The sequence below is a fragment of the Vibrio sp. Sgm 5 genome (assembly GCF_026241575.1).
GTDB classification, from domain to species: Bacteria; Pseudomonadota; Gammaproteobacteria; order Enterobacterales; family Vibrionaceae; genus Vibrio; species Vibrio jasicida.
On record NZ_JAPHPY010000025.1, the window covers coordinates 1 to 22,259 of the forward strand.

Annotated in this window: 25 protein-coding genes; 7 read left to right on the forward strand and 18 right to left on the reverse strand. The window is 46.7% G+C overall.

Annotated features, from left to right (window positions below; genetic code table 11):
* The first annotated feature begins 189 nt into the window (after positions 1-189).
* Positions 190-762, forward strand: a complete 573-nt coding sequence (locus tag OQJ86_RS14675) for a hypothetical protein (protein WP_038876446.1) — start codon at positions 190-192, stop codon at positions 760-762.
* A 27-nt stretch (positions 763-789) separates the two neighbouring features.
* On the opposite strand, the gene OQJ86_RS14680 is transcribed toward OQJ86_RS14675, so the two are convergent.
* The 9 genes from OQJ86_RS14680 to fliD form a co-directional block, all read right to left on the reverse strand.
* Complete coding sequence (locus tag OQJ86_RS14680; RefSeq protein ID WP_038868338.1) at positions 790-1,077, reverse strand: hypothetical protein; 288 nt, start codon at positions 1,075-1,077, stop codon at positions 790-792.
* A 100-nt stretch (positions 1,078-1,177) separates the two neighbouring features.
* Positions 1,178-2,170 carry a flagellar motor protein MotB gene (locus OQJ86_RS14685; protein WP_265988230.1) on the reverse strand — a complete coding sequence of 331 codons (993 nt, stop codon included), beginning with the start codon at positions 2,168-2,170 and terminating at the stop codon, positions 1,178-1,180.
* The gene (gene motA / locus OQJ86_RS14690) at positions 2,170-3,027 is read right to left on the reverse strand and encodes a flagellar motor stator protein MotA (protein WP_038876444.1); all 858 of its coding nucleotides are present in this window, start codon (positions 3,025-3,027) and stop codon (positions 2,170-2,172) included. The genes OQJ86_RS14685 and motA overlap by 1 nt, the downstream gene beginning before the upstream one ends.
* Before the next feature lie 9 nt (positions 3,028-3,036).
* On the reverse strand, positions 3,037-3,765 hold the full coding sequence (locus OQJ86_RS14695; RefSeq protein ID WP_038876441.1) for a FliA/WhiG family RNA polymerase sigma factor: 729 nt from the start codon (positions 3,763-3,765) through the stop codon (positions 3,037-3,039).
* 12 nt (positions 3,766-3,777) lie between these two features.
* Positions 3,778-4,287, reverse strand: coding sequence for a flagellar basal body-associated FliL family protein (locus OQJ86_RS14700; protein ID WP_038868346.1), 510 nt, complete (start codon positions 4,285-4,287; stop codon positions 3,778-3,780).
* 22 nt (positions 4,288-4,309) lie between these two features.
* Positions 4,310-5,368, reverse strand: a complete 1,059-nt coding sequence (locus tag OQJ86_RS14705; RefSeq protein WP_265988231.1) for a flagellar hook-length control protein FliK — start codon at positions 5,366-5,368, stop codon at positions 4,310-4,312.
* Complete coding sequence (locus OQJ86_RS14710; RefSeq protein WP_038876435.1) at positions 5,365-5,685, reverse strand: hypothetical protein; 321 nt, start codon at positions 5,683-5,685, stop codon at positions 5,365-5,367. Before OQJ86_RS14710 ends, OQJ86_RS14705 begins: the two co-directional genes overlap by 4 nt.
* The gene (fliS, locus tag OQJ86_RS14715) at positions 5,669-6,055 is read right to left on the reverse strand and encodes a flagellar export chaperone FliS (RefSeq protein ID WP_038876432.1); all 387 of its coding nucleotides are present in this window, start codon (positions 6,053-6,055) and stop codon (positions 5,669-5,671) included. Before fliS ends, OQJ86_RS14710 begins: the two co-directional genes overlap by 17 nt.
* Positions 6,056-6,074: 19 nt before the next feature.
* Positions 6,075-7,412 (reverse strand): flagellar filament capping protein FliD, encoded by a 1,338-nt coding sequence (gene fliD / locus OQJ86_RS14720; RefSeq protein WP_042604860.1) that lies wholly within the window; start codon positions 7,410-7,412, stop codon positions 6,075-6,077.
* 415 nt (positions 7,413-7,827) lie between these two features.
* Between fliD and OQJ86_RS14725 the strand changes: the two genes are divergently transcribed.
* A complete protein-coding gene (locus tag OQJ86_RS14725; protein ID WP_265988232.1) occupies positions 7,828-8,118 on the forward strand; it encodes a hypothetical protein in 291 nt (96 codons plus the stop codon).
* 109 nt (positions 8,119-8,227) lie between these two features.
* Here OQJ86_RS14725 and lafA read toward each other — a convergent pair whose 3' ends face one another.
* From lafA to OQJ86_RS14770, 9 genes are all read right to left on the reverse strand, one after another.
* Positions 8,228-9,097: a lateral flagellin LafA gene (lafA, locus tag OQJ86_RS14730; protein ID WP_038868362.1), complete on the reverse strand. Its 870-nt coding sequence runs from the start codon at positions 9,095-9,097 to the stop codon at positions 8,228-8,230.
* Positions 9,098-9,333: 236 nt separating this feature from the next.
* Positions 9,334-10,104: an EAL domain-containing protein gene (locus tag OQJ86_RS14735; RefSeq protein ID WP_265988233.1), complete on the reverse strand. Its 771-nt coding sequence runs from the start codon at positions 10,102-10,104 to the stop codon at positions 9,334-9,336.
* A gap of 19 nt (positions 10,105-10,123) precedes the next feature.
* Positions 10,124-12,214 carry a flagellar biosynthesis protein FlhA gene (flhA, locus tag OQJ86_RS14740; protein ID WP_038868367.1) on the reverse strand — a complete coding sequence of 697 codons (2,091 nt, stop codon included), beginning with the start codon at positions 12,212-12,214 and terminating at the stop codon, positions 10,124-10,126.
* 31 nt (positions 12,215-12,245) lie between these two features.
* The gene (gene flhB, locus OQJ86_RS14745) at positions 12,246-13,373 is read right to left on the reverse strand and encodes a flagellar biosynthesis protein FlhB (protein ID WP_265988235.1); all 1,128 of its coding nucleotides are present in this window, start codon (positions 13,371-13,373) and stop codon (positions 12,246-12,248) included.
* The gene (fliR, locus tag OQJ86_RS14750) at positions 13,370-14,146 is read right to left on the reverse strand and encodes a flagellar biosynthetic protein FliR (protein ID WP_038868371.1); all 777 of its coding nucleotides are present in this window, start codon (positions 14,144-14,146) and stop codon (positions 13,370-13,372) included. Before fliR ends, flhB begins: the two co-directional genes overlap by 4 nt.
* Entirely contained in the window at positions 14,146-14,415 is a 270-nt protein-coding gene (fliQ, locus tag OQJ86_RS14755) for a flagellar biosynthesis protein FliQ (RefSeq protein WP_038868373.1), read from the reverse strand. The genes fliR and fliQ overlap by 1 nt, the downstream gene beginning before the upstream one ends.
* An 11-nt stretch (positions 14,416-14,426) precedes the next feature.
* Entirely contained in the window at positions 14,427-15,194 is a 768-nt protein-coding gene (gene fliP / locus OQJ86_RS14760) for a flagellar type III secretion system pore protein FliP (protein WP_265988236.1), read from the reverse strand.
* Between the two features lie 18 nt (positions 15,195-15,212).
* Positions 15,213-15,581: a flagellar motor switch protein FliN gene (fliN, locus tag OQJ86_RS14765; protein ID WP_265988237.1), complete on the reverse strand. Its 369-nt coding sequence runs from the start codon at positions 15,579-15,581 to the stop codon at positions 15,213-15,215.
* Positions 15,578-16,396, reverse strand: coding sequence for a FliM/FliN family flagellar motor switch protein (locus OQJ86_RS14770; protein WP_045499022.1), 819 nt, complete (start codon positions 16,394-16,396; stop codon positions 15,578-15,580). Before OQJ86_RS14770 ends, fliN begins: the two co-directional genes overlap by 4 nt.
* Before the next feature lie 386 nt (positions 16,397-16,782).
* Between OQJ86_RS14770 and OQJ86_RS14775 the strand changes: the two genes are divergently transcribed.
* The 5 genes from OQJ86_RS14775 to OQJ86_RS14795 are packed head-to-tail and all read left to right on the forward strand — an operon-like array spanning position 16,783 to position 22,259.
* Complete coding sequence (locus OQJ86_RS14775) at positions 16,783-17,820, forward strand: OmpA family protein (RefSeq protein WP_265988238.1); 1,038 nt, start codon at positions 16,783-16,785, stop codon at positions 17,818-17,820.
* Positions 17,820-19,151, forward strand: a complete 1,332-nt coding sequence (locus OQJ86_RS14780) for a sigma-54-dependent transcriptional regulator (protein ID WP_265988260.1) — start codon at positions 17,820-17,822, stop codon at positions 19,149-19,151. Before OQJ86_RS14775 ends, OQJ86_RS14780 begins: the two co-directional genes overlap by 1 nt.
* Positions 19,152-19,165: 14 nt before the next feature.
* Positions 19,166-19,522: a flagellar hook-basal body complex protein FliE gene (fliE, locus tag OQJ86_RS14785; protein WP_265988239.1), complete on the forward strand. Its 357-nt coding sequence runs from the start codon at positions 19,166-19,168 to the stop codon at positions 19,520-19,522.
* Positions 19,523-19,525: 3 nt separating this feature from the next.
* On the forward strand, positions 19,526-21,277 hold the full coding sequence (gene fliF, locus OQJ86_RS14790) for a flagellar basal-body MS-ring/collar protein FliF (RefSeq protein WP_038868387.1): 1,752 nt from the start codon (positions 19,526-19,528) through the stop codon (positions 21,275-21,277).
* Positions 21,240-22,259 carry a flagellar motor switch protein FliG gene (locus OQJ86_RS14795; RefSeq protein ID WP_038868389.1) on the forward strand — a complete coding sequence of 340 codons (1,020 nt, stop codon included), beginning with the start codon at positions 21,240-21,242 and terminating at the stop codon, positions 22,257-22,259. Before fliF ends, OQJ86_RS14795 begins: the two co-directional genes overlap by 38 nt.

The following is a 22,259-nucleotide window of genomic DNA, read 5'->3' on the forward strand; positions in this document are numbered from 1 at the left end:
CACACACACGTGAAAGAGTTCAAAAAAAATACCCAAGCTACAAGCTTGGGGATTTGTGTATAAGAGACAGGCGATAATGCTGGGTTTTTTATTTTGGGTGGATTCTGGTAGGCATGCAATGACAATTAATCCGTCTTTGGTTTCTTTATTCTTTTTAAATGACTTCTTCCATTCAATAAGGATTCCTATATGAAATCAAAACTACTTACTTTTCTCTTTGGATTGGTCGTTCTAAATGGATGCTCAAGTGCCACTCCCGTTGATAGCCACCTTATCAGTGCTTCTGGGGTAGATGTGGCTTTCTTAGTGAGCAAAAATACCGACCTGTTAGGGCAGTTAGAGTATTCAAAAGCCGATACAAAGAGTCATGCTGCTCTCAACCAAACTCAAACCGACATCAAGGTATTCAAAGACGAAGAAAATACCTTAACGCTTACTCAGGTGAGAAGCTGCAACAATTGTAATTACCACTTAGTGCATGAACATAAGAATAAGCTGTCCCCAATTGGCGAGGAGCACCAACATACTTATATCGGTAGAAAAAAGCTGGCGAGCCTTTATTTAGATCATCCGGTTTATGTGGACAAAATTCGCGCTTTTATCAGTGCCAACCCATCGGTAGCAGAAAATGAGGAAGCGTGTATTGACGTGATTGTGGCTTTTTCAAAAACGAGTCGTATTGATGTTGGAACGCTCACTAACTGTGCAGCGCCATTAGATAGCCACTCAGTTAAAAACGTACAAATGGTACCATTAAGTTGATGCTTTAATGCGACAGCATCCCAAGATTCACACCAAAAAGAAGAAATACAAAAAGCATACGAATGCCAGTAGCGTTGCAGAGAGTACGGGATAAATGATGTAAGAGTCTTGCTTACTGGTGCGTTGGTAACAAAGCGAAACTAGCAAAATGTTATACACGACCAATAATAAGCTGATCATGGTGCCACTATTCAGATTAAGGCTTGGCAGTTGAGTTAGAAAGAATGCCAGCAACAGATAATCAAAAATTATCAGCCAAAGAAAGGCTTTTTTGAGCGAATCTTTTTGGGTTTTATTGGGCGCGCGTACAGGCATATCGAACTCAACTAAACAGTGATAGCAACAATTATTAGCAATGCAAACAGCAATCGAGATGAAAGGTCACACCATGTATTTGTTGTGACCTTTTTTGATTTTAGAGGTCTTGAATTTTCGCTTTTGGCGTTTCTGAGTCCACCGAATAGCGAATCACTTCTTGTCTGATCACGGGTTGGTTAAATTCTGCCTTTTGCTTGGCTTTCTGTAGTTCACTGTCTTCTTGATTACCAAAGAAGGTCTCTAGCACTTGCGCGGCTGGCGTGGTCAGGATAAATAACTCTATACGACGGTTTTCACTCGAATCGGGCTCGTCAGGATTAAGTAACGCGCGATCCGACATGCCTGTCACTTGCATCACACGCTCATCCGGCATGCCACCCTCGACTAAGGTGTTTCTCGCGACATCCGCTCGTGAAGCCGAAAGCGCCCAGTTAGATTGCTTTCCAAAGCGTTTTTTAAACGGAGTAGAATCGGTGTGCCCACTGATGATGACTGGGTTACTGATGCGCTCAAACACTGGAGCTAAAGCAAGTAATAAGTCTTCAAAGAAAGGCGTCAACTCGGCGCCACCTCGGCTGAACATATGCTGTTTGTAATCATCTTGCAGCACAATACGCAACCCTTGCGGTGTAATGGTGACATTCACGTTACCTTGCGCGCTGATTTGACCTACGACTTCATCAATTACTTTAGCCAGTAGAGCAAGTTGCTCTTGGGTGTCGAAATTGCCTGGGACAAGCGAGTCAATCTCTGGGCCATCGCCATCACCTTGGAAGAAGGAACTGACGACGTGGTTTGAGTTGTGTTTGCTTGGCACAGAAGAGTCCTGTGCCAAGTCGATAGGAGAGATACTTTGTGAGGTATCGAAAGGGTTACCGTAGCTCTTATCAAAAACGCTCGAACTATGAAGGTGCGCGACAATGGCTTTGCGCTCTTCCTTGTCGACCACTTGCATGACCCAAAGGACAAGAAACAGCGCCATCAACGCGATCATGAAGTCGGCAAACGCGACTTTCCACGCGCCACCATGAAACTCATCATGGTTATGTGCTTTCGCGCGTTTGAACACCACATGTTCTTGTTTTTGCATTATCCCTCCTGTTCAGCTAGCCACTTCTCCATTTGGTTGAAAGTTGGTTTGATGTCTAACTGAATGTGTTTACGGCCAGCGTCGATGGCGAGTAATGTTGGCTTCTTCGCGACGTAAGCAACCAAGGTGGCGCGCACGCATTCAAAAGCCGTCATGTTTCGTCTGACTCGCTGAGCCATGGCATTACTGAGTGGATCTAAACAACAGTAACAACCAAAAATACCAATGAACGTACCAACGAGGGCAGCGGCAACGTGATAACCAATCAGCGCAATGGAACCATCAATGGCTTGCATGGTGATGATGATGCCACCGACTGCGGCAAGAATACCGAATCCGGGAAGTGCTTCTGCAGTGCGCTGCATTGAGCGTGAAGGCAGTAACATCTCGGTTTGAATGGCTTCGATTTCTTGTTCTAGCAGTCCCTCTAATTCATGAGGCGACATTTGTCCCATTGCCATTAAACGTAAATTGTCGGTAATGAACGAAATAAGGCGATGATCGTTGCTCACTTTTGGGTACGCGAGGAAGATCGAACTTTGTTCCGGTGATTCAATGTGTGAATCTAGGAATTTAAAACCACGACTGCGTGCGGTTTCTAGCAGGTTATTCAGTAGTGCCATCAGCTCCATGTAGTACTCGTATTCCTGACGCGGGCCAGAAATCGTTGCACGCACTTGCTGACGCATTTCTTTTAACACTTGAGGCGGGTTACCGATGATCAGAGAGCCAGCTGCGGCTCCGATGATGATCAGAAACTCGGCCGGTTGCCAAATCGCACCAAGTTTACCTCCTGCCCACATGTATCCACCAAAGACACACAACAGGACGGTAATGGCTCCAAAAAACTTTTGCATCTTTGACTCCTAAGAGGACATTAATTGATTGAGTTGTTTAAGCGCTTGTTTGTGCAACTGACAGATGCGAGGTGGCGTCAGATCGAGCACGAGCGCGATTTCATGTAGGTTGAGTTCGTGTTGATAAAACAGAGTCAGTAGCAACTGGTCGCGCTTCGACATTTTGCTAAGTGCGCAATCTAAGCTACGACGAATATGTTCATGTTCCATCCCGTCGTATTGACCGCCGAAGTGGCTGTCTCCCCCTGTTTCCATTAATTGATCAAGGCTCTGCATTTCGCCCGCCAGCGCTGCATTTTGGCGGTTGTAAAAGTCTTGCTCATCAGTGCCGAGTGCTTTAATGATCTCGGCATCGGTAGGCATTCTGCCAAGTTCACGGGTTAGGTCACGTGTGACGTCGTTTAGTTCGTGTGCTTGTTGACGGGTCTTACGTGAGCGCCAATCTAAGCGGCGAAGCTCGTCTAAAATAGCGCCACGAACCCGACAAACGGCAAAAGCGGGGAAGTGTGTGTCATCCACATCCCCATAACGACGTCCTGCTTCGACGAGCGCAATTAGGCCAATTTGCTGCATGTCTTCAATGCTGCAATGCGAAGTAGCATGAACGCGGAGTTGGTTTACGACGCGTTTCACCATGATTTGATGGCGTTGCAGCAGTGCGTTTTCGTCAATCTGGCGAGACGGTGTATTCACTTCCTCCGTCGCGGTATAACTTTCCTGTAAGTTCATCTCCAACATAGTCGTGCTCCGTTATTGCACAACGTATTTGGTCAATAGAACATCATCGATATCACGCACGATGTCAGTTTTCGCAAACGCTAAGAGTAGGGTCTCTTTGACTTCGTTTTGCAGAATATCGATAGACCCCGCCTGCTGTAGCTCATCAAAGGTTTTATCGCTGAACAGCTTGAGCAATGAGTTTTGTACCATTGGCATGTAGTTATCGATGTTCTTAATGCGCTCTGGACGACGTGTTTCTACGGCCAGTTCCAGCATTACAAAGTGCGTCTGCTTTTTACCTTTGATAGTCAGCACCACTTTGTCCAATGGGTGAAAACTCGGTCCGTTGCTGGTAGGTTCTTCTGCTGTTAAGAACGCGAGTGGAGAATCTTCCAAAAAAGCGCTGACGCCTGATTCCGATGAGGCGGATTCTGAACTTTTATTTATGTACCAAATACCGCCAACCACCGTGGCGGCCGAAACGAGGGCACTGGTGATGATCATGGCGATAAACAGGGCGATCATTTGTTGTTTGGTCATAACCTTTTTCCTCGATGATTAATTAGGCTTGAGTGTTCAGCCAATGCTCTGAATAGTTTGTTGTTGTATTTGATTGAAAAGTGCCGGATTCACGAGCCGCAAAAATAGTGGTGTCTTCTTGTGGGCTCTCATGGTCATGACGGTCTTGACCTTGATCCGAACCGACATTGACATCCACATGAACAAAGTTCTGCTCTTGAAGCTCAGCACGTAAACGCTCGGACACTTGCATTAATGCTTCACGCGTAGCGGCTGTGTTGGCATTAATTTGCACGCTCAAACGATCCCCTTCGACACGAACCAATAAATCCAATTTACCGAGATCTGGTGGGTCTAAGCGAATTTTGGCTTCTTGCAAGTTTTGCTGCGCTTGTAAGGTCACACGATCGTGTAAAACCTGCATCATTTGTTCACCCCATTTACTAGAGTTGGTATCAACACGTACGGCCGCCCACTCCGCGCCTTGAGCTTGAGTAGCTGCTAGTGGTGAGCTTGGGTTCGAATGCGGCGCTGCCGCTGTTGCTGTTTGCGCTTGTGAGTTGGCCGCTAGCACTTGCCCTTGAGCTGGTTGATTAAGTAGAGTTTGCAAGTCCGAAGCTGATACCTTTAATACGCTCGTTGCACTGGCTTTAGGGGGGCTTTGGTTCTCCTGCACAGTGGTGTTAAGCATTGGGTTTACTTGGTTTCCGACATTTGTGCTTTGAGACGCATTACCTGCCGATACTTGCGCAAGTTGATTTGTTTCGCCTTGCTTAACCGCGGTTTTGCTCATTCCTTGGATTAGGGCTTGCGCTTGAGTGGCGAGATCCATGGTGGCAGGAACCGCAATCAGCAATGCTTCAGCTGAGGTCACTTCAGCGTTGAGTTCCGATGTATCAGCTTTTGGCTGGGTAACTTCCGTCGGTAAGGCTTGCGCATTTAAACGGAACCCCGCAACAACAAGAGGTGCGTTGGTTTGGTGCTGTTGGTTTACCGCGGTTGAACCGAGGTGCGAAAAGCCTTGCTCTGAACGCGCTTGTGAGATTTTCCCTGCTGACGACTGAGAAGGCGCACTTGCAGGCATTGAATTGGTTACCATCATTGCGTGAGCTCCATCGTCATTGCGAGCTGATAAGCCATCGCTCGTTCTTGTTGATCATTCACCTTGCTCATCTCTTGTTTTAATTCGCTGGTGGCTTTTTCTAGAGCGGTGAAAGCGCACGCATGCACCGCTTTTGCCCGCTGAATTTCAGGAGCGAGTTTTGGATCTTTAAGATACGGCTTATGACTGATCAGCAGTTCACGCAACTGTAGGTCGTAGCGTTTCAGTGCTGGCCAATCGGCCGTTTTTGTGGCGATTTGGATCAGTTTTGATAAGTGGCGAAATCGCTCTGGCGACACTTTATGCTTGCTGTCCAAAATTCACCCATCCTTCTCGAATGTTGCCCATTACTCGTTCGACATTGTCTAAACGGGTTGCGTCGTTTTGCACGCTGGTGTAATACAGCTCAACTTGGCAGAAGTCATACAGTTGGCGTAGGTTCTCTGCAATTTCGCCGCCATTTTCTTCATCTAGGGCACTGCTTAAACCAATTAAGATGTTCATGCATTTGTTGATGCCTGTGCCTTTTTCTGCCAGACGATTGGCTGCGAGATGGCCTCGAACACGTTCAACTTCATCAAGTAGACCATCAATTAACATCACCACCAGTTGGTGTGGGTTGGCGGATGCGGCTTGCGCATCCAGATCGACTTGTTGGTATGAGTCGTAGCCAGAATCCATGAGCATAATTATTTCTCCTAAAGGCTTAACCAAACATCGACATGGTTTGGTTCATTTGCGTCATTAAGGTGTTCATTTGGGTAAATTGGGATAGGTAGCGGTTGTACGACATCTCGTATTTACGCTCTAGCGTAGTTTGCTTGTCCTCGATGCGGTCTAAGTTGGCTTGCAGGGCGTCTTTACGTGAATTAAAGGTGCCAGATGAGAATTTTAGGAAAGGTTCCGCCATATCATCGAGCGAATCCAATAAGGCTCCGTCGCCATTAAACATCGCCTCTAATCCAGCACTGTTGTTCTTCTGTGCTTCGGTAAACTTATCTTGGTCCACTTTCATTTTTCCGCTGCGGTCTAGGGTGATGCCGATTTCATTCAGTCGCATTCCACCATGTTCTCCGCGCACCAAATTAGTCAACTGGCTTTCAATTGAGCGTAGCGTTGGGTCACTGGCGAGCACGCCACGAGCTTTGTCTTCACCGCCGATTTGAGTGTATTCATCAAGCGTCGAAACCAGAGAGTTGTAGGCTTCAACAAACTTATTGAGTTGTTCTTTTGTGCCTTCGCTGTCAGCGCCAATCCCCAGCCCTACTGCCGCTTCACCTGAGGTTTGTGCTTTCGTGACCGTGATGTCGACGCCATCAATCACGCCTTCAAAGGTGTTACTTGCGTTAGTCAACTGAAGTCCGGTGCCTTCCGCGCCGAGCCAAATCACGGCATCTTGTGGTTTACTGATTTCAGTTGTGTTGGTAAAGGCATCTTCAAACCAAGCTTGCCCCGTGCCAGAGGCGTTTACATTGATGGTGTTCGCAACGCCTGTTTCAGTGCTCGACAACATGAAATGCGTTTGACCGTTTGAGCGCACTAATGTGGCGTTGACACCGGGATTGTCAGCATTGTTATTGATAGCACTGACTAAATCAGTCACGGTTGCTTTGCCATCCCCATCGGTATCAACAGTTGATAGATCCAACGTCATGGTTTCGCCATCAATGGTGAATTCCAATGTGCCTGTGGTCGGTATTTCTGTTGTGGCATCCAAATTTGCTGGCATGCCTGTAGAGAGTTGATGTGAGGTCGCGACTTGCTCAACGAAAATTTGGTAGTTGCCCGACATGGCATTGGCATCGGCGTTAGCCGAGAAGTACCCATCTTGAGAGAGCGTCGCCGTGTTCTTGATGATGCTACTGGTGCTGCTGTTCATCTCATTGACGGCTGTACGGAAATCACGCAGCGCGCTTTCTACTTTTCCTAGTGCTGTCAGTTGAGCTTGGTATTTATCCGCTTGAAACTGGTAGCGTTGTTGAAATGGCTGAACATCTAACGTGGCGAACTGGGTTGCCATGGTGATTGGATCTAATGAACTCATGAGGTCGCTCCCTCTCTCATCTGTATTTGGCGTCTTGTGCCAGTAATAAATGAACAATCGCAAGATGCGTGCCTGTTATTTATTTGTATATATAACAGCATCTTGCAGTGGTTTTTGCTATTTGAGAGGAAGCGCTTTTTCCACCTTGATGGTTCCGCTTTCCCCTTGGTAATTCCCGGGGTTTCCCAAAGAGAAAAGGCGACCAGAATAAGCAAATGATTTAATTAAATAGGAGAGAAATGACTGGCTATGCTGATGTACGCATAGTGAGCAGATTTCGGTGTTTACTGCTAAAGGATTCGGATTTTTCTGACCCTGTCGGAAGGTGAAGTTTTGTTATCTTATGCCCCTGCAATTTTTGTGGTTGCTTACGTCTGGCTATTTCCCCCAATTAAAAATTAAAAGAACGACAGTAATGAATGAATTTGTTTTACGACTGATGAAGTGTGCACGTGCTTACGAGGCATTTATTGGAACCAAACTGCGCAGTAAACAGAACATTAATGCCGAGGAGCTGGCAAGCATCCGTATTGAAGCGGTTTCTCGTTTCCCTGAGTTAAAAAGCTACCAACGTGACCGTGGTGTTGAATCGGCTGAATTGGAGCTGTTTAATAAGGTGCTACTTAACACCATGCTTAAAGCGGGTTTTCGTGTCCCAACTGCAAACCAAACCCGTGATGCTAGCGGTATCTATATTCGTCGCTAAGTGTTTGGCATCATTAAGAACAAAAAAAACCTCCCAAATACTGGGAGGTTTGACTTTCGGACGGATTAAATCAACAGCCTTATTGGGGGCTACTGAGCTTAATCGTTGATTAACGAAGTAGCGACATTGCCATACCTGGCAATTGGTTTGTTTGAGAAAGAACCGTTGTGCCTGCTTGCATTAGCATTTGGTTCTTCGTCATGTTTGAAGATTCAACGGCAAAATCAGCGTCAGTGATACGGCCTTTCGCAGCTGACGTATTTTCAACCATGTTGCCTAGGTTTGTCATTGTGTGCTCAAGACGGTTGATGTTCGCACCCAATGCTGAACGTGCAGTACCGATTTGACCTAGAAGACCTGCATCACCGGTCGCGCCAGTCAGTGCTGTCATTGCAGTTTGAGCATTTGCTTCAGATGTTAGGTCGCCAACTGCTAGTGCACCAGATGTGCCGATTGAAGCGTTGATTGCTTGCACTTGCGTTGATACGTCAACTTCAAGTTGTTCGCCTGCTTGAGTACCAATTTGGAAGTTAACAGCTGCTGCACCAAATGTACCAGCATCTTGTAGAAGCTTGTTACCACCAAAACTCGTTGAGTCCATGATGTTCGCGAGCTCTTCACCTAGCTGCTGGTATTCCTCGTTTAGTGCCGTGCGGTCGTTTGCCGATACAGAACCGTTCGAAGCCTGTGTTGCTAGGTCGTTCATGCGGTATACGATGTTTGTCATTTCATCCATCGCGCCTTCCGCAGTTTGCATCATTGAAATGCCGTCTTGCGAGTTACGCATTGCAACGCTCATGCCGCGAGTTTGAGACTCAAGACGGGTAGCAATTTGTAGACCTGCTGCATCGTCTGCTGCTGAGTTGATACGGTAACCCGTGCTCAAACGTTCCATAGACGTGTTAAGTAGGTTACTTGTATTGTTCAGCGTGTTCTGAGTTACAAGCGATGCGAAGTTAGTATGCATAGATAAAGCCATCTTGGTCTCCTTAGTTTTTCACTATTCTTTCAGGCTTCGGGATTCTCCCTTGCTCACTAACTAGAGGCGGTCGATTCGTTTTAATGATTAATTGGAAATTTAAAAATTTTATCGAAAAGCGCTAGTTTGATGGTTTTTAGTGACTTACATTCCAGAATATTGACTGTTTAAGGTTAATTAGACAGAAAAAAGGGCGAATTCTTGTCTCGGAATTCGCCCTTTTGCTTTTGGGTGGTTTATTCATCATCAAACGATTTAAACGACAATGAGGTGGGAATATCACTGAAATAGCCGAAGTAATAACTCGCACCAAGTAATCGATAGCGGTTGAGTTCACTTTGACTTGCGACTCTCCCGGCAACCCAAGAAATGTGGTTACCCCTTAAAAATCGCGCAATGGGTAGAAATGCATGTTGCTCTTGTTTGTTTTCCATCGTCACGGACAGTTTGATCATATCAGGGGCAAATTCGGTGATGCGCTCGAAGTGTGTTTGATGTGTCGAGACTTCAAACCACAAGGCAAAGGCGTTCTCTTTCAATTGTTCTACCAAAGGAGTCACTCTATCGTGCAGACATAGGGTCTCATCGGCTTGAAGGGAAGGGATAACATGTTGAAAGGCCGCATTATGGAACTGAATCATCTGATTCAAGAAGTGCGCACCAGGCTGCCAGAGCAGGGCATCAATGCGGATGGGAACCACCACATTGCTGATTAAATCAGGGTGAAACGTTTCGAGTTGGAATTGAGTCTGTCTTAGAGCTAAGTACAAGCTGTACAGATCTAAGCAATATTGCATTTGCTCTGATAACTGAAACTGATAGACACTCTGCTCGCCGCGTAGGCCAAAGCGCAACGTAAGGTGTTGGTATTCCACCTCGCCAGTTTTAGTTTCACGGATGGCCTGACAGGCGTGTTGAATGTCGTTGTGCTTGAGTGCATCAAACACCAGTTGGTCGTCGTCCGTGACAATGTATTGCAGCGCAAGGCCACATAAATAATCGTACATCGCTTTCGTTGATATGAGATTAACCAAGGTTTCCTACCACGTTGATCTGTTTATTTTCTGGGATTTCATTGTAGGACAATACCGCGAGTCCTTGAGTAAAGGTACGAGCATAACGAGCCAACAATGGGCGTAACTGAGGCATCACTAATAAGATTGGTGGTAAGCCCTGTTGCTTGAGTTGTTGACGAATTAAAGGCAAGTTTTGTTGGAACTGACCAAGAATGTTCGGTTCTATCGGGAAACTGTCTAGCATCACGGTGCCCGCAGCTTGTGCTTGTTGCAGAGAGGTCATCAACATTTGCTCTAACTCGTCTGAAAGCGCATAGACATTGAGCTCGTTCTTTTGTCCTGCGACCAAGTTCACCAAGGTACGTTTTAGTGCGCAGCGTACATCTGCCGCAAGTAAAATTGGGTCTTTAGTGTTCTCAGAAGACTCCAACATGGTGTTAGCAATGGTACGAATGTCCTTTAGAGGCACTTGATCAAGCAGAAGCTGACGGTAAACCTTAAGCTGCTGTGCTGGGGTCAGTGCAGCGGCTAAGGCCTCGGCTAATTTAGGTGCTTGTGCCGTGAGTCGTTGAGTCATAGCTTCAACATCGTCATGGGTAAACAATTCAGCCAAATTGGTTTTCATGATTTTGCTGATGTGCGTGGCGATGACAGTACCATCGTCAACGACTTGATAACCCATATTCAGTGCTTTGGCTTTATCTTGATGTTCAATCCAAACTGCAGGCAGTTGGTAGGCAGGGTCGCTGCCCAAAATACCGTCGACTTCACCGTAGGTTTCCCCCACGGCGATCGCCATTAAACGTTCTGGCTCAATCAAGCCTTGCTCAATTACTTCGCCATTTAGCGCGATGGTGTACTGGTTTGGTTTTAGGCTGAGGTTGTCGCGGATACGAACTTCTGGCAGCAGAAAACCCACTTGCTCAGACAGGTTGCGGCGTACACCGCGAATACGCTGTGCCAAAGGGGCGCCTTGTTCTTTGTTTACCAAGTGCACCAAACGGTAACCGAGCGCCAAAGATAGGGTATGGACGTGTGGAATATCATCCCAAGTCAGTGCGGCTTCTTCTTCCTGCATCGCTTGAGAAAGGGCTTCGACTTGTTCTATTTGTGGGTCTTGAACCGGTTGTTTGCTTTGTCGCCAGCCTGCAAACGCCAATACGGCAGCAAAGGTAAAGAAGGCGAGGTGAGGCATTCCCGGAACTAAACCAATCACGGTCATGATTACCGCAACGGTGAACAGAGTAGCAGGTGTTGCTAGAAGCTGCTTGTGCATGGTTTCCGACATGCCGTTATCGCTGTCGTTAATGCGAGTAACGATAATGGCGGCTGCGGTTGCCAGTAATAGCGATGGGATCTGTGCAACTAAGCCGTCACCGATGGTTAGCAGTGCGTAAGTCTTAAAGGCTTCTGATGCTGGTAAACCGTGTTCGAACACACCAATGCTGATACCACCAATGATGTTGATGAACAAGATCAGCAAACCTGCGACCGCATCACCACGAACAAATTTAGACGCACCATCCATAGAACCGTGGAAGTCGGCTTCGTTTGCCACTTCTTTACGACGTTGACGGGCGGTTTCTTGGTCAATCAAGCCAGCGTTTAAATCGGCATCGATGGCCATCTGTTTACCCGGTAGCGCATCCAAGGTAAAACGTGCGGATACTTCGGAAATACGCTCACCACCTTTGGTGATCACGACAAAGTTTATGATCATCAAAATGATGAACACCACCATACCGACTACGTAGTTTCCGCCGATCACCACTTCACCAAAGGCTTGGATGACTTTACCTGCGGCATCGCTGCCGTTATGGCCTTCTAACAAGACGATACGGGTAGATGCGACGTTTAACGTAAGGCGAAGTAGCGTGGCGACCAAAAGAATGGTTGGAAAAATCGAAAAGTCGAGCGGTCGCTTCGCCGTGGTGCTGACCAGCAATACCAAGATCGCTAAGACAATATTGAAGGTAAACAGCGCATCCAGCAATAGTGGCGGTAGCGGCAATATGACCATTGCCAGCACCATCAACAAGACGATTGGAATACCAATGTAGCCTTTGGTGGAGGATTGAAGTTGTTTTAACCGGTTAAGCATACTTTCGTGTCCTTGGGTAAACGCGGGTTAGTCAGTGCTGCAAATGCTTTGGAATTGAAAAATGAGGCAAAGGCGTCGGTGCTTGTCCGTCGCCTTTACGAAAGGCTTTCAATTGCAAAACATACGTAAGAATGTGTGCAACGGCGATAAAGAGCTGGCTCGGAATGGCTTGCTCAATCGCGGTTGTGTGATAAATCGAACGAGTCAGTGGCGGCGAGTTGATGATCTCGACTTTGTTCTCGCGTGCGATGCGTTGGATGTGCATGGCCGTTTCATCGACGCCTTTTGCGACCACAAATGGAGCGTCTGAAAGTGAAGGTTCGTATTTCAATGCGACTGCGTAGTGGGTTGGGTTGGTGATGACCACATCTGCAGTGGGCACCATCTTGTCGATTTTACGTCGCGCGAACTGTTGTTGAATCTGACGAATACGCTGTTTGACCTCTGGGCGGCCTTCGTTATTTTTGAACTCTTCTTTGAGCTCCTGCTTCGTCATGCGCAGTTCTTTTAGGTGCTCCCAACGTTGGTAGGGAATATCAATCACACCAAACAGAAGTAAGGCAACCCCCATCAGTAATAAGCCTTCAAACAGTATCGACATGACCATTGAAAAGCCTTGGCTAAGCGGCAAATTTTGCATACCAAGTAAAGGCTGGAGGTGATTATCTAAGTAGCCATAGAGAATGCCAAAGATGACCGCGACCTTGAACGTCGATTTCACCAGTTCTACAACTGAGCGGGTTGAGAAAATACGTTTGATGCCCGAAATAGGATTGAGTTTGGAGAGCTTTGGTAACACATTGGCTGGTCGGAACATCCAACCTCCCAAGATCATGCTGCTGCCAAATGTCACGATAATGATGACTGTGAAGAGGGGCAATAGCATTTCAATGATGAGCGCCAAACTCTGCCCAAGTTGCTCTACCATTTGTTTTGGGTTGTCTAAATCAGCACGGGTTAAGGCCATGTTGTAACGGAATATACCTGTCATGCTTTCCCAAATACTGCTGAGCTGAGAGTAAAAGTACAAGGCGACCGCTAAGAAAATTACTGCGGTGGTGAATTCTTTTGCACGAGGAATTTGTCCTTCCTGGCGAGCTTTTTTGACTTTCTGGGGGGAGGCTTTTTCGGTTTTGTCTTGTGACGACTGATCGCTCATGCGCCCCCCAACATAAAGTTATTCAAGTGGCGAATGGTGTCATGCACTAATGCGGTGTAACGGCTAGGGACACCAGAAACGGATATCAAGACGCTGAACAAACCGAGCAGCATAGTCATAGGGAAGCCCAGAGCGTAAACGTTTAATGAAGGCGCGGCGCGATTCATCACACCAAAGCTAATGTTTGCAAGCAGCATGGATACAATGGCAGGTAGAGCCAAAGCAAGTGAAGAAGCGAACATCCAGCCGAAAATACTGACCACGCCTTTCAGCGAGAGTGCGGTTAACCCAGAGCCAACGGGCCAGACGACAAAGCTTTGTATGACGATGTCGATAACCAACAAGTGCCCCTCCAGAGCAAGAAATAATAAGGTCGAGAAGATTAAGAACATGCGACCAAGAATCGCCACCGAAAGGCCGTTGACTGGGTCATTCATCATTGCCATGCCTAAGCCCATTTGCAAAGAAACGATTTGACCAAGCATGGTAAAAACATTGAATAGCATGTGCAGAATAAGGCCAAACATCAGCCCCCATATCGCTTGTTCGAATGCAAGGAACAAGGAAGTCATAGAAAACAGTTCGACTGCTGGCATGGGGGGCATCAGTGGTGCGGTGATCACCACGATAGAGAAGGCGAGTAAGCTACGGACCCAAACTGGAATCAACGCATCGCCAAAGAATGGCATGGAAATAAAGACCGCACCGATGCGAAAAAACGGCCACCAAAGTTGACCGAGAATCACAGACAGTTCCGCAAACGTGATCGCCATTAGCCGATCATTCCCGGAATGTTATGGAACAAGAAATCAAACAGCTCCATGATTTTTCGTAGCATCCAATGCCCTGCAAAAATCACCATCAACAGGGTGACCAGTAGACGTGGCAAAAAACTTAAGGTTTGTTCGTTGATTTGGGTTGCGGCTTGAAATACCGCAATGCCAAGACCGACGATCAATCCCGGAACGACTAAGACTGCTACCATTAAAATGATCAGCCATACTGCGTCAGAAAACAGTGTAACGGTTAACTCAGGTGTCATATTGCCTCCTGCTAACCGAAACTGGCGGAAAGCGTGCCAACCGTCATTGCCCAGCCATCGACAAGAACAAATATCACCAACTTGAATGGCAATGAAATGATCAGAGGTGAAAGCATCATCATACCCATTGCCATCAATACACTGGCGACCACAAGGTCAATGATCAAAAACGGAATGAACAGCATGAAGCCAATTTGGAAGGCGGTTTTCAGTTCACTGATGACAAACGCAGGGAGTACAACGGCGAAAGAAATATCCTCGACGTTTTGGTCGATGGGTTCATTGGCAATGCGTAGCATCTGCTCTAACGAACTTTGATGCGTTTGCACCAGCATGAAGTTTCTGACCGGTTTTTCTGCAACGGAGAACGCCTGTATCAAGGTAATTTCACCGTTGTCGTAAGGTTGGAAGGCATTATCGTAGATGTCAGTCCAAACCGGACGCATGATGAGCAGAGTGAGTGTCAATGCAATGCCAACCAGCACGCGGTTCGGTGGGCTTTGTTGCAGGCCCAAGGCTTGGCGTAAGATCGCCAAAACGACAATGATTCGCGTGAAGCTGGTGGCCATCAAAACAAAGGCTGGTAAGAAACTGAGTGCGGTCATGAGCAACAGAATCTGGAGCTTAACGCTGTATTCTTGTTGCGTGTCCCCATCGGACACCGACAAAATGGTCAAGCCGTTATCTGCCGCCATGGCTGGGAAGGCAAACAACAGCACGCCAACCAACCCCAATACTAGTAACGGCAAACGACGCTGCCAAACACTCAGACAATTCATTACGCAACCCACCGGAATTTAGCGTCCAACACCGCTCAACGCTGAGTCGTGTACATCAATAAGACGAAGACCATATTTGTCGTTAATGACCACGACTTCCGCTTGTCCCATCAGAGACCCGTTTACTTTTACATCTAAAGGCTCGCCATTGAGTTTATCCAATTCGATCACGGTTCCTTCGCCCGCTTTCATCAAATCCCCCAATTGGATTTCTTTGCTAGCGACTTCCAAGGTCACAGTGACGGGAATGCTTTTGAAAAAGCTTAAATCGCGCTCAGCGGCAGGCTCCGGTTTGAAGGCTTGCTTCGTTTCAAAGTCCTCTAACTGAAAGTCGTCAAAATTTAATTCATCGGCGTCGAATGCTTGGTTCTCTTGCGCTTCGCTCATCGCTGCGATTCCTTATCTGGGTTAAAAATCAATACAAGCTGACCGTCTTGTTCTGCAACACGACCAGTGAAAAGAGGTTGATTACCGATGCTGACTGGTACGGTATTGAGCAGTTCGATAGGCAGAATATCGTTAGGCTGTAAGCCCGCTACATCACTGAGCGCCATGGTCTTTTTGCTCAGTACGACATTGAGGCGAACAGGCGTCGTTTCCAATGAACGACAAAACGGTTGATAGAGATCAGCATCGGTATGAAGCTCAAGCTGCTCAATTAAGGTTTGGATTAATGTGCTATCGAGTTTGAGATGAATGGAACCTTGGTAGTCTTCGAATGTGATCGCAAGTTCCGCATGCAAACCAATTCCGCGCGGCGTTTCGTACTCGCAGGTTTGCCACATCTCTTGGGGGGCAAGCCAGTTGGTAATGATACGGCTGATGCGTTCTTGAAGGCGAAGATCACTGGCCGTCAACGTGGTCGAGGCGCGGTCGTTGCTTGCGCCATAAAAGCGGTCGGCGAGCTTGACTAAGGTATGGGCATCACTGTGGATAAAGACCATGCCACCCTCTTGATGCAGATAGCTCGATGTTTGGTCTTTATCCAACAAGGTTGGTGAGAAGCGATGTAGATCTACCGAAGTTAAGGTCGCCTCAATTTTGTTGGAACTGAGCCAATTTTGTAACTCGTTGGTCAGGCTAGTACAAGATTCTGAAATTAAAATTTCGAGCTTTTCACGAATGATATGAATTGGCTTGCCTAGCAGTTCTACATCAAGCAATTTGATGTCAGAAATAGGCTCATTAACTCTACTTTCCATTTATATTTTACCGTGCCTTAACAAACGAAACTGTTTTAACTTAATTGCGCACAGCATACACAGACTTTTTTAGATTCTTTTAGTTTCAACTTTAAAGATTGTGACTTTAGTTCATATGTTGATTTTAATCGAAGCATAGGCACTTTTAATAAAAATTAAAAAACGGTAGTTTGAACTAATAAATCAGTTATTAACAATTATAACAAGTAGTGAGCTAATTCGTTGTTATTTCAACCAAGTGCAGTCGTTGGTTATAGAATAAGTTTTAGAGCTTGAGTTTTTTAACTCTTTGTTTTTATGGTGTTAAGTTTGATTTTTAAAGCATTTTGCTAAGCTTTTTTGAACGTTTAATGACCATTTTTTATATTTCAGAATAGGGAATTAATATGATTACCTATGCCGAATCTTCTAATTCAATGGCATTTTTAATTAAATCATCTAAGTCAGAGGTATGTAAGATATATCAAGGTGGAAGGTGCTTAATTATATTTTTAAAAATAATTTTTTTGTTTGGACTATCATCAACTAATTTCACATTGGCTGGTGGGGGTGTCACAATACCTATGGATATTTCCACTTGGTCATATAAGGGTGATAAATTTGAATGCAACTTAGTGCATTCAACTGTTCCGCAGGGGAAGTTTTATTTCCGTGCAGAGCCAAATAACCGAGTTCTCTTTATTGCTGATGTTCAAGATAACAACAATAAATGGGAAAAGGCTGTGTTAGGAAGTCAGAGTGCTCCGTGGCATAAAGAGCTTTATAGGAAGGAAAAGGCATCGCATACGTTTGCGCAGCCTACTCACCGATTTGAGTTCTTAACTGGTGCAGATTCGCTCATTCTTGAAATGGCATTAGGTAATTGGGTTACACTGTCATTAAGTGGAAGCAATCCTTCCGCCATAGATAGTGTCACGTTGCCAACCATTCAAATCCAACATGCACTAGCGTCTTTCAATCAATGTCGAGAACAGTTACCTAAGCTGTCGTTTTCTCAAGCTCGCGATCTGATTCTTCCTTTTCAGTTTGGCCAACAGGCACTGAACTCATCTCAAAAAAACACGTTAGCCGCTTTGCATAGTTATGTTGTTGTTGATGAGCGCGTCACTAAAATCTTAGTTGACGGTTATACCGACAATGTTGGTGCTCAATTAATTAATCTGAAGATTTCACGCCAACGAGCTCAACAGGTCGCAGATGAGCTCGTTGCAAATGGCATTGCTCCTCACTTGATTGAAGTTCGTGCGCACGGAGCTCGCTACCCAATTGCAAGCAATAACACCCAAGCAGGGCAGGCTAAGAACCGCCGCGTGACGTTGCGCTTAGTTCGAGATAACGAGCGTGTGATTACCAAAAACGAGTTTGCTAACAACAACTCAGAAGTAAAACAACAACCCCAACAAGAGAAGGTAAAGGTTCAATGATGACGAAAACGGATATTTTGTTGGTTGAGCCAAATGAACGTCTTGCTCAACCGGTACTGGATGTACTGGGGAGCGCAGGGTATATCGCTAGGCACAGTCGTACTGGGCGAAGTGCATTGCTGGAAGAGCGAGCGAGCATCACCTTAGTGAGCTCAACCTTGCCGGATATGTGTGTACGCGAGTTTGTTGCTTGTCATCAGAAACAGCGTAATTCGGGTGTCGTGATTGCGATTGTAGATCAAGACCAAGGTATTTTGGCCGCAGAGACTATGAAGTCCGGTGCGACCGATTATTTGCTTCGTCCTTTTGAGACCAATCAGTTACTCAATTTGCTTAAGCGTGTTGAGGCTCTGGGTAAACCTTTGGCGAACATTGTTGCAGAGTCATGGCGCAGTAAACAAGTTTTACAACTGGCTCATCGTGCAGCTTGCACCAACGCCAGTGTATTGATCACTGGCGAGTCGGGAACGGGTAAAGAAGTGCTGGCTCGTTATGTCCATGAGCAATCTTCTCGTCTTGATGGGCCTTTTATTGCGGTGAACTGTGCTGCGATTCCGGAATCCATGCTGGAAGCCGTGCTGTTTGGCCACGTTAAAGGGGCGTTTACGGGGGCGACCAATTCCCAAAGCGGTAAGTTTGAAGAAGCCAACGGTGGCACCATTTTATTAGATGAGATTGGTGAGATGTCACCTGCGGTACAGGCGAAGTTGTTACGTGTATTACAAGAGCGTGAAGTGGAACGCGTTGGTAGCCACAAAGCCATTCAACTCGATATTCGAGTGATTGCTGCGACCAACAAAGACTTGCGTGAAGAAGTGCAGAAAGGCACGTTCCGCGAAGATCTCTACTACCGCTTAGATGTTTTGCCACTGCACTGGCCACCGCTTCGTGAACGCAAAGAAGATATTTTACCGATCAGCCAATTCTTTATTGGGAAATATCAAGATGGCAGTCGCTGTCACCTTTCTCAAGATGCGATTGCTGCCCTAAGCCAATATCACTGGCCGGGCAATATTCGTGAACTCGAAAACGTCATTCAACGCGCTTTGGTCATGCGTCACGGTGATTACATCACTGCGCATGATCTGATGCTACCAATTGAATTGCTGACGCCAGTCCCTTGCACAGAGCCAACCTCAAGTTTTGGTCATGTTGAAGCGAAGAAGCAAGCTGAGTTCCAGTTCATCCTCGATAAATTACGTCAGTTTGGTGGAAACCGGACCAAAACCGCAAATGCCTTGGGTGTGTCTACCCGAGCGTTACGTTACAAGCTTGCAGCAATGCGCGAACACGGTATTGATTTACAGTCGGCGCTTGGCTCGGCTGCCTAAAAGGAGAAATGTAGATGGCAAGTCAACCTACCAATGCGGTCTCAGCAGAGCAATTAATGCTGTCGAAAATGGAGGCGATGCGAACGCATGTTCAGCCGCCAGAATTTGTAGTGAGTGCTAACCCTTTGGATCAGCAATCTTTGAATGCACCATTGTCTTTCTCGCAAGCAATGACCAGCGTTTTGGACACGGTTAACCAACACCAATTGGTCGCCAGTCAAAAAATGACAGCCGTTGAGACGGGTAAAAGTAATGATTTAGTAGGGGCAATGGTCGCCAGTCAGAAGGCGAGTCTCTCTTTCAATGCTTTGATGCAAGTGCGCAACAAAGTAGTGATGTCGTTTGAAGATATAATGAAGATGCCGGTGTAATCCATGTCAGAACTTACCACTCAAGTGGCCGGAAATTCTGCGATGCATTCCGGCACGACACAGACGCTTTCATCGAATAATGGGATGAATGATGTCACAAATAAAATCAAACAGTTGTGGTCTAGCAGCCAACGCAATCTGGTGTTGTCTGCGGTTTTAGCCGCGATTGTTGCTGCGATTATCGTGGTTGCGTTATGGAGCTCTTCCCAAAGTTTCCGTCCGCTTTACAGCCAGCAAGAGCGCTTTGATATCGGTGAGATTGTGTCGGTACTGGAAAGCGAAGGCATCAGCTACCGCATGCAAGAGCAAAATGGACAAGTATTAGTGCCAGAAGGTGAAGTCGCTCGTATCCGCATGTTGTTGGCATCAAAAGGTGTTAAAGCGAAATTGCCTACGGGTTTAGATTCGCTAAAAGAAGACAGCTCTCTTGGCACCAGTCAGTTTATGGAAACGGCGCGTTATCGTCATGGTTTAGAGGGTGAGTTAGTACGCACTATCATGTCGCTTAATGCAGTCGCGAATGCGCGTGTGCACTTAGCGATTCCTCGTCAAACCTTGTTTGTCCGCCAGAATACAGAAAACCCTTCTGCATCAGTGATGTTAGAACTGAAACCAGGTGAAGATCTCAAGCCAGAACAAGTGGAAGCCATCATCAATTTGGTGGTGGGTAGTGTGACGGCAATGAAGGCAGAATTTGTCTCGGTGATTGACCAATATGGCCGACTATTGAGTGCTGACGTTGCCTCTGCAGAAGCGGGTAAAGTTAACGCTAAATACCTTGAATACCAAAAGAGTGTCGAGAAGCAAATCATCCAGCGTGCTTCAGACATGCTAACGCCGATTGTTGGCCCAAGTAACTTCCGCGTGCAAGTTGCAGCCGATATGGACTTTAGTCAAGTCGAAGAGACGCAAGAGATCCTCGATAATGCGCCAGTGGTTCGCAATGAACACACCATTCAAAATAACTCAATTGATCAAATTGCTTTGGGCATCCCTGGTTCACTAAGCAATCAACCTCCGGTTACGGGTGAAACGCCAACTAACGATAGCCAAAACACTAACGCGCGCTCAGAGATCAATCGTCAATACGCAGTTGGCAGCAGTGTTCGTCGTACTCAATATCAGCAGGGGCAAATTGACAAGCTAAGTGTGTCAGTCCTCTTGAATTCACAAGCATCACCAGATGGTGTGGCATGGAGCGAAGCGGACAAGTCCCAAATCTCAACAATGATCATGGACGCTGTCGGCATTTCTGCGACTCGTGGCGACAGTTTGAGTTTGATGAGCTTCAACTTCACACCAATCGAGATTGATGCGCCGCCAGCACTGCCTTGGTGGCAAGACCCAACCGTACAGCAACCCTTGCGTTATGTGATTGGCGGGATGTTGGGATTAGCGATGATCTTTTTTGTGCTTCGTCCTTTGATCATGCACTTAACTGGAGCTGATAAACCGTCACAGGAGCTGGAGTTTGCTGAACCACAGGAAGAGCCGCAATACGACAATCTGCAAACGCGTGAAGAGCGTGAACGTGAAGAAGTATTGAATCGCCGACTGTCCGAGAAAGGGATTGCCGTCTCCTCTGGTTTGGACGTCAACAGCGACATGTTACCGCCAGCCGGCTCTCCATTAGAAATCCAATTGAAACACCTACAGCTTATTGCTAATGAAGAGCCTGAGCGTGTAGCCGAAATTCTGAAACAATGGGTAAACATCAATGAACACAGCTCAGTCAACGTCAAAGCAGACGCTTAGTTATGTAGAACAAACCGCGCTCGTGCTGCTGGGCATGGGTGAGGATGCCGCAGCAAAAGTGTTGCAGCACTTCAGCCGTGATGAGACCCAGCGAGTGACACGTGCGATGGCAAAGTTAAATGGCATCAAAAGTGATTCTGCTCGCGGTGTGATTCAGCATTTTTTTGAAGATTTTCGCGAGCACAGCGGCATTCGTGGCGCATCGAAAGAATACTTGTCGAACACTTTACGCAAAGCTTTAGGTAACGATTTGGCAAAAGGTCTGCTGAACAACCTGTATGGCGATGAAATTCGTAACAACATGCAGCGCTTACAATGGGTAGAGGCCGAGACATTAGCGCGATTCATTGTTAACGAACATCCGCAAATGCAGGCGATTTTCTTGGCGTATTTACCAGCAGACAGTTCGTCGGCTGTTTTGAAGCACCTGCCGCAGGACTACCATGATGAAATCGTGTTCCGTATTGCTCAGTTGCAAGATATTGACCATCAGGTTGCGAACGATTTGCACGAATTGGTGGAACGTTGTATCGAGAAAGTGTCTGCAAGTCAAAGCACCCCGTTGTCGGGCGTGAAACAAGCTGCCGACATCATTAACCGATTTGAAGGCGACCGCGCGTCCTTGATGGAAATGCTTAAGTTGCATGACGAGAATGTGGTAAACGAAATCGAAGAGAATATGTTTGATTTCATGGTGCTGGGCCGTCAGCGCGAAGAAACCATGGATGCGTTGGTGCAACAGATCCCATTGGAACTGTGGGCGGTAGCATTGAAAGGTGCCGATATCCTACTGCAACAGGCGATCAAGCGTTCTATGCCGCAACGTATGGTGAAAGCGTTGGAAGATGATATGGAGCTGCGTGGAGCCGTCGTGTTGAGCCGAGTACAGCGCGCGCGTCAGGATATTATGCAGATGGTGCGCGAGTTGGATGAAGCGGGTGAAATTCAGCTGCTGCTCTACGAAGAGCCAACAGTGGAGTAA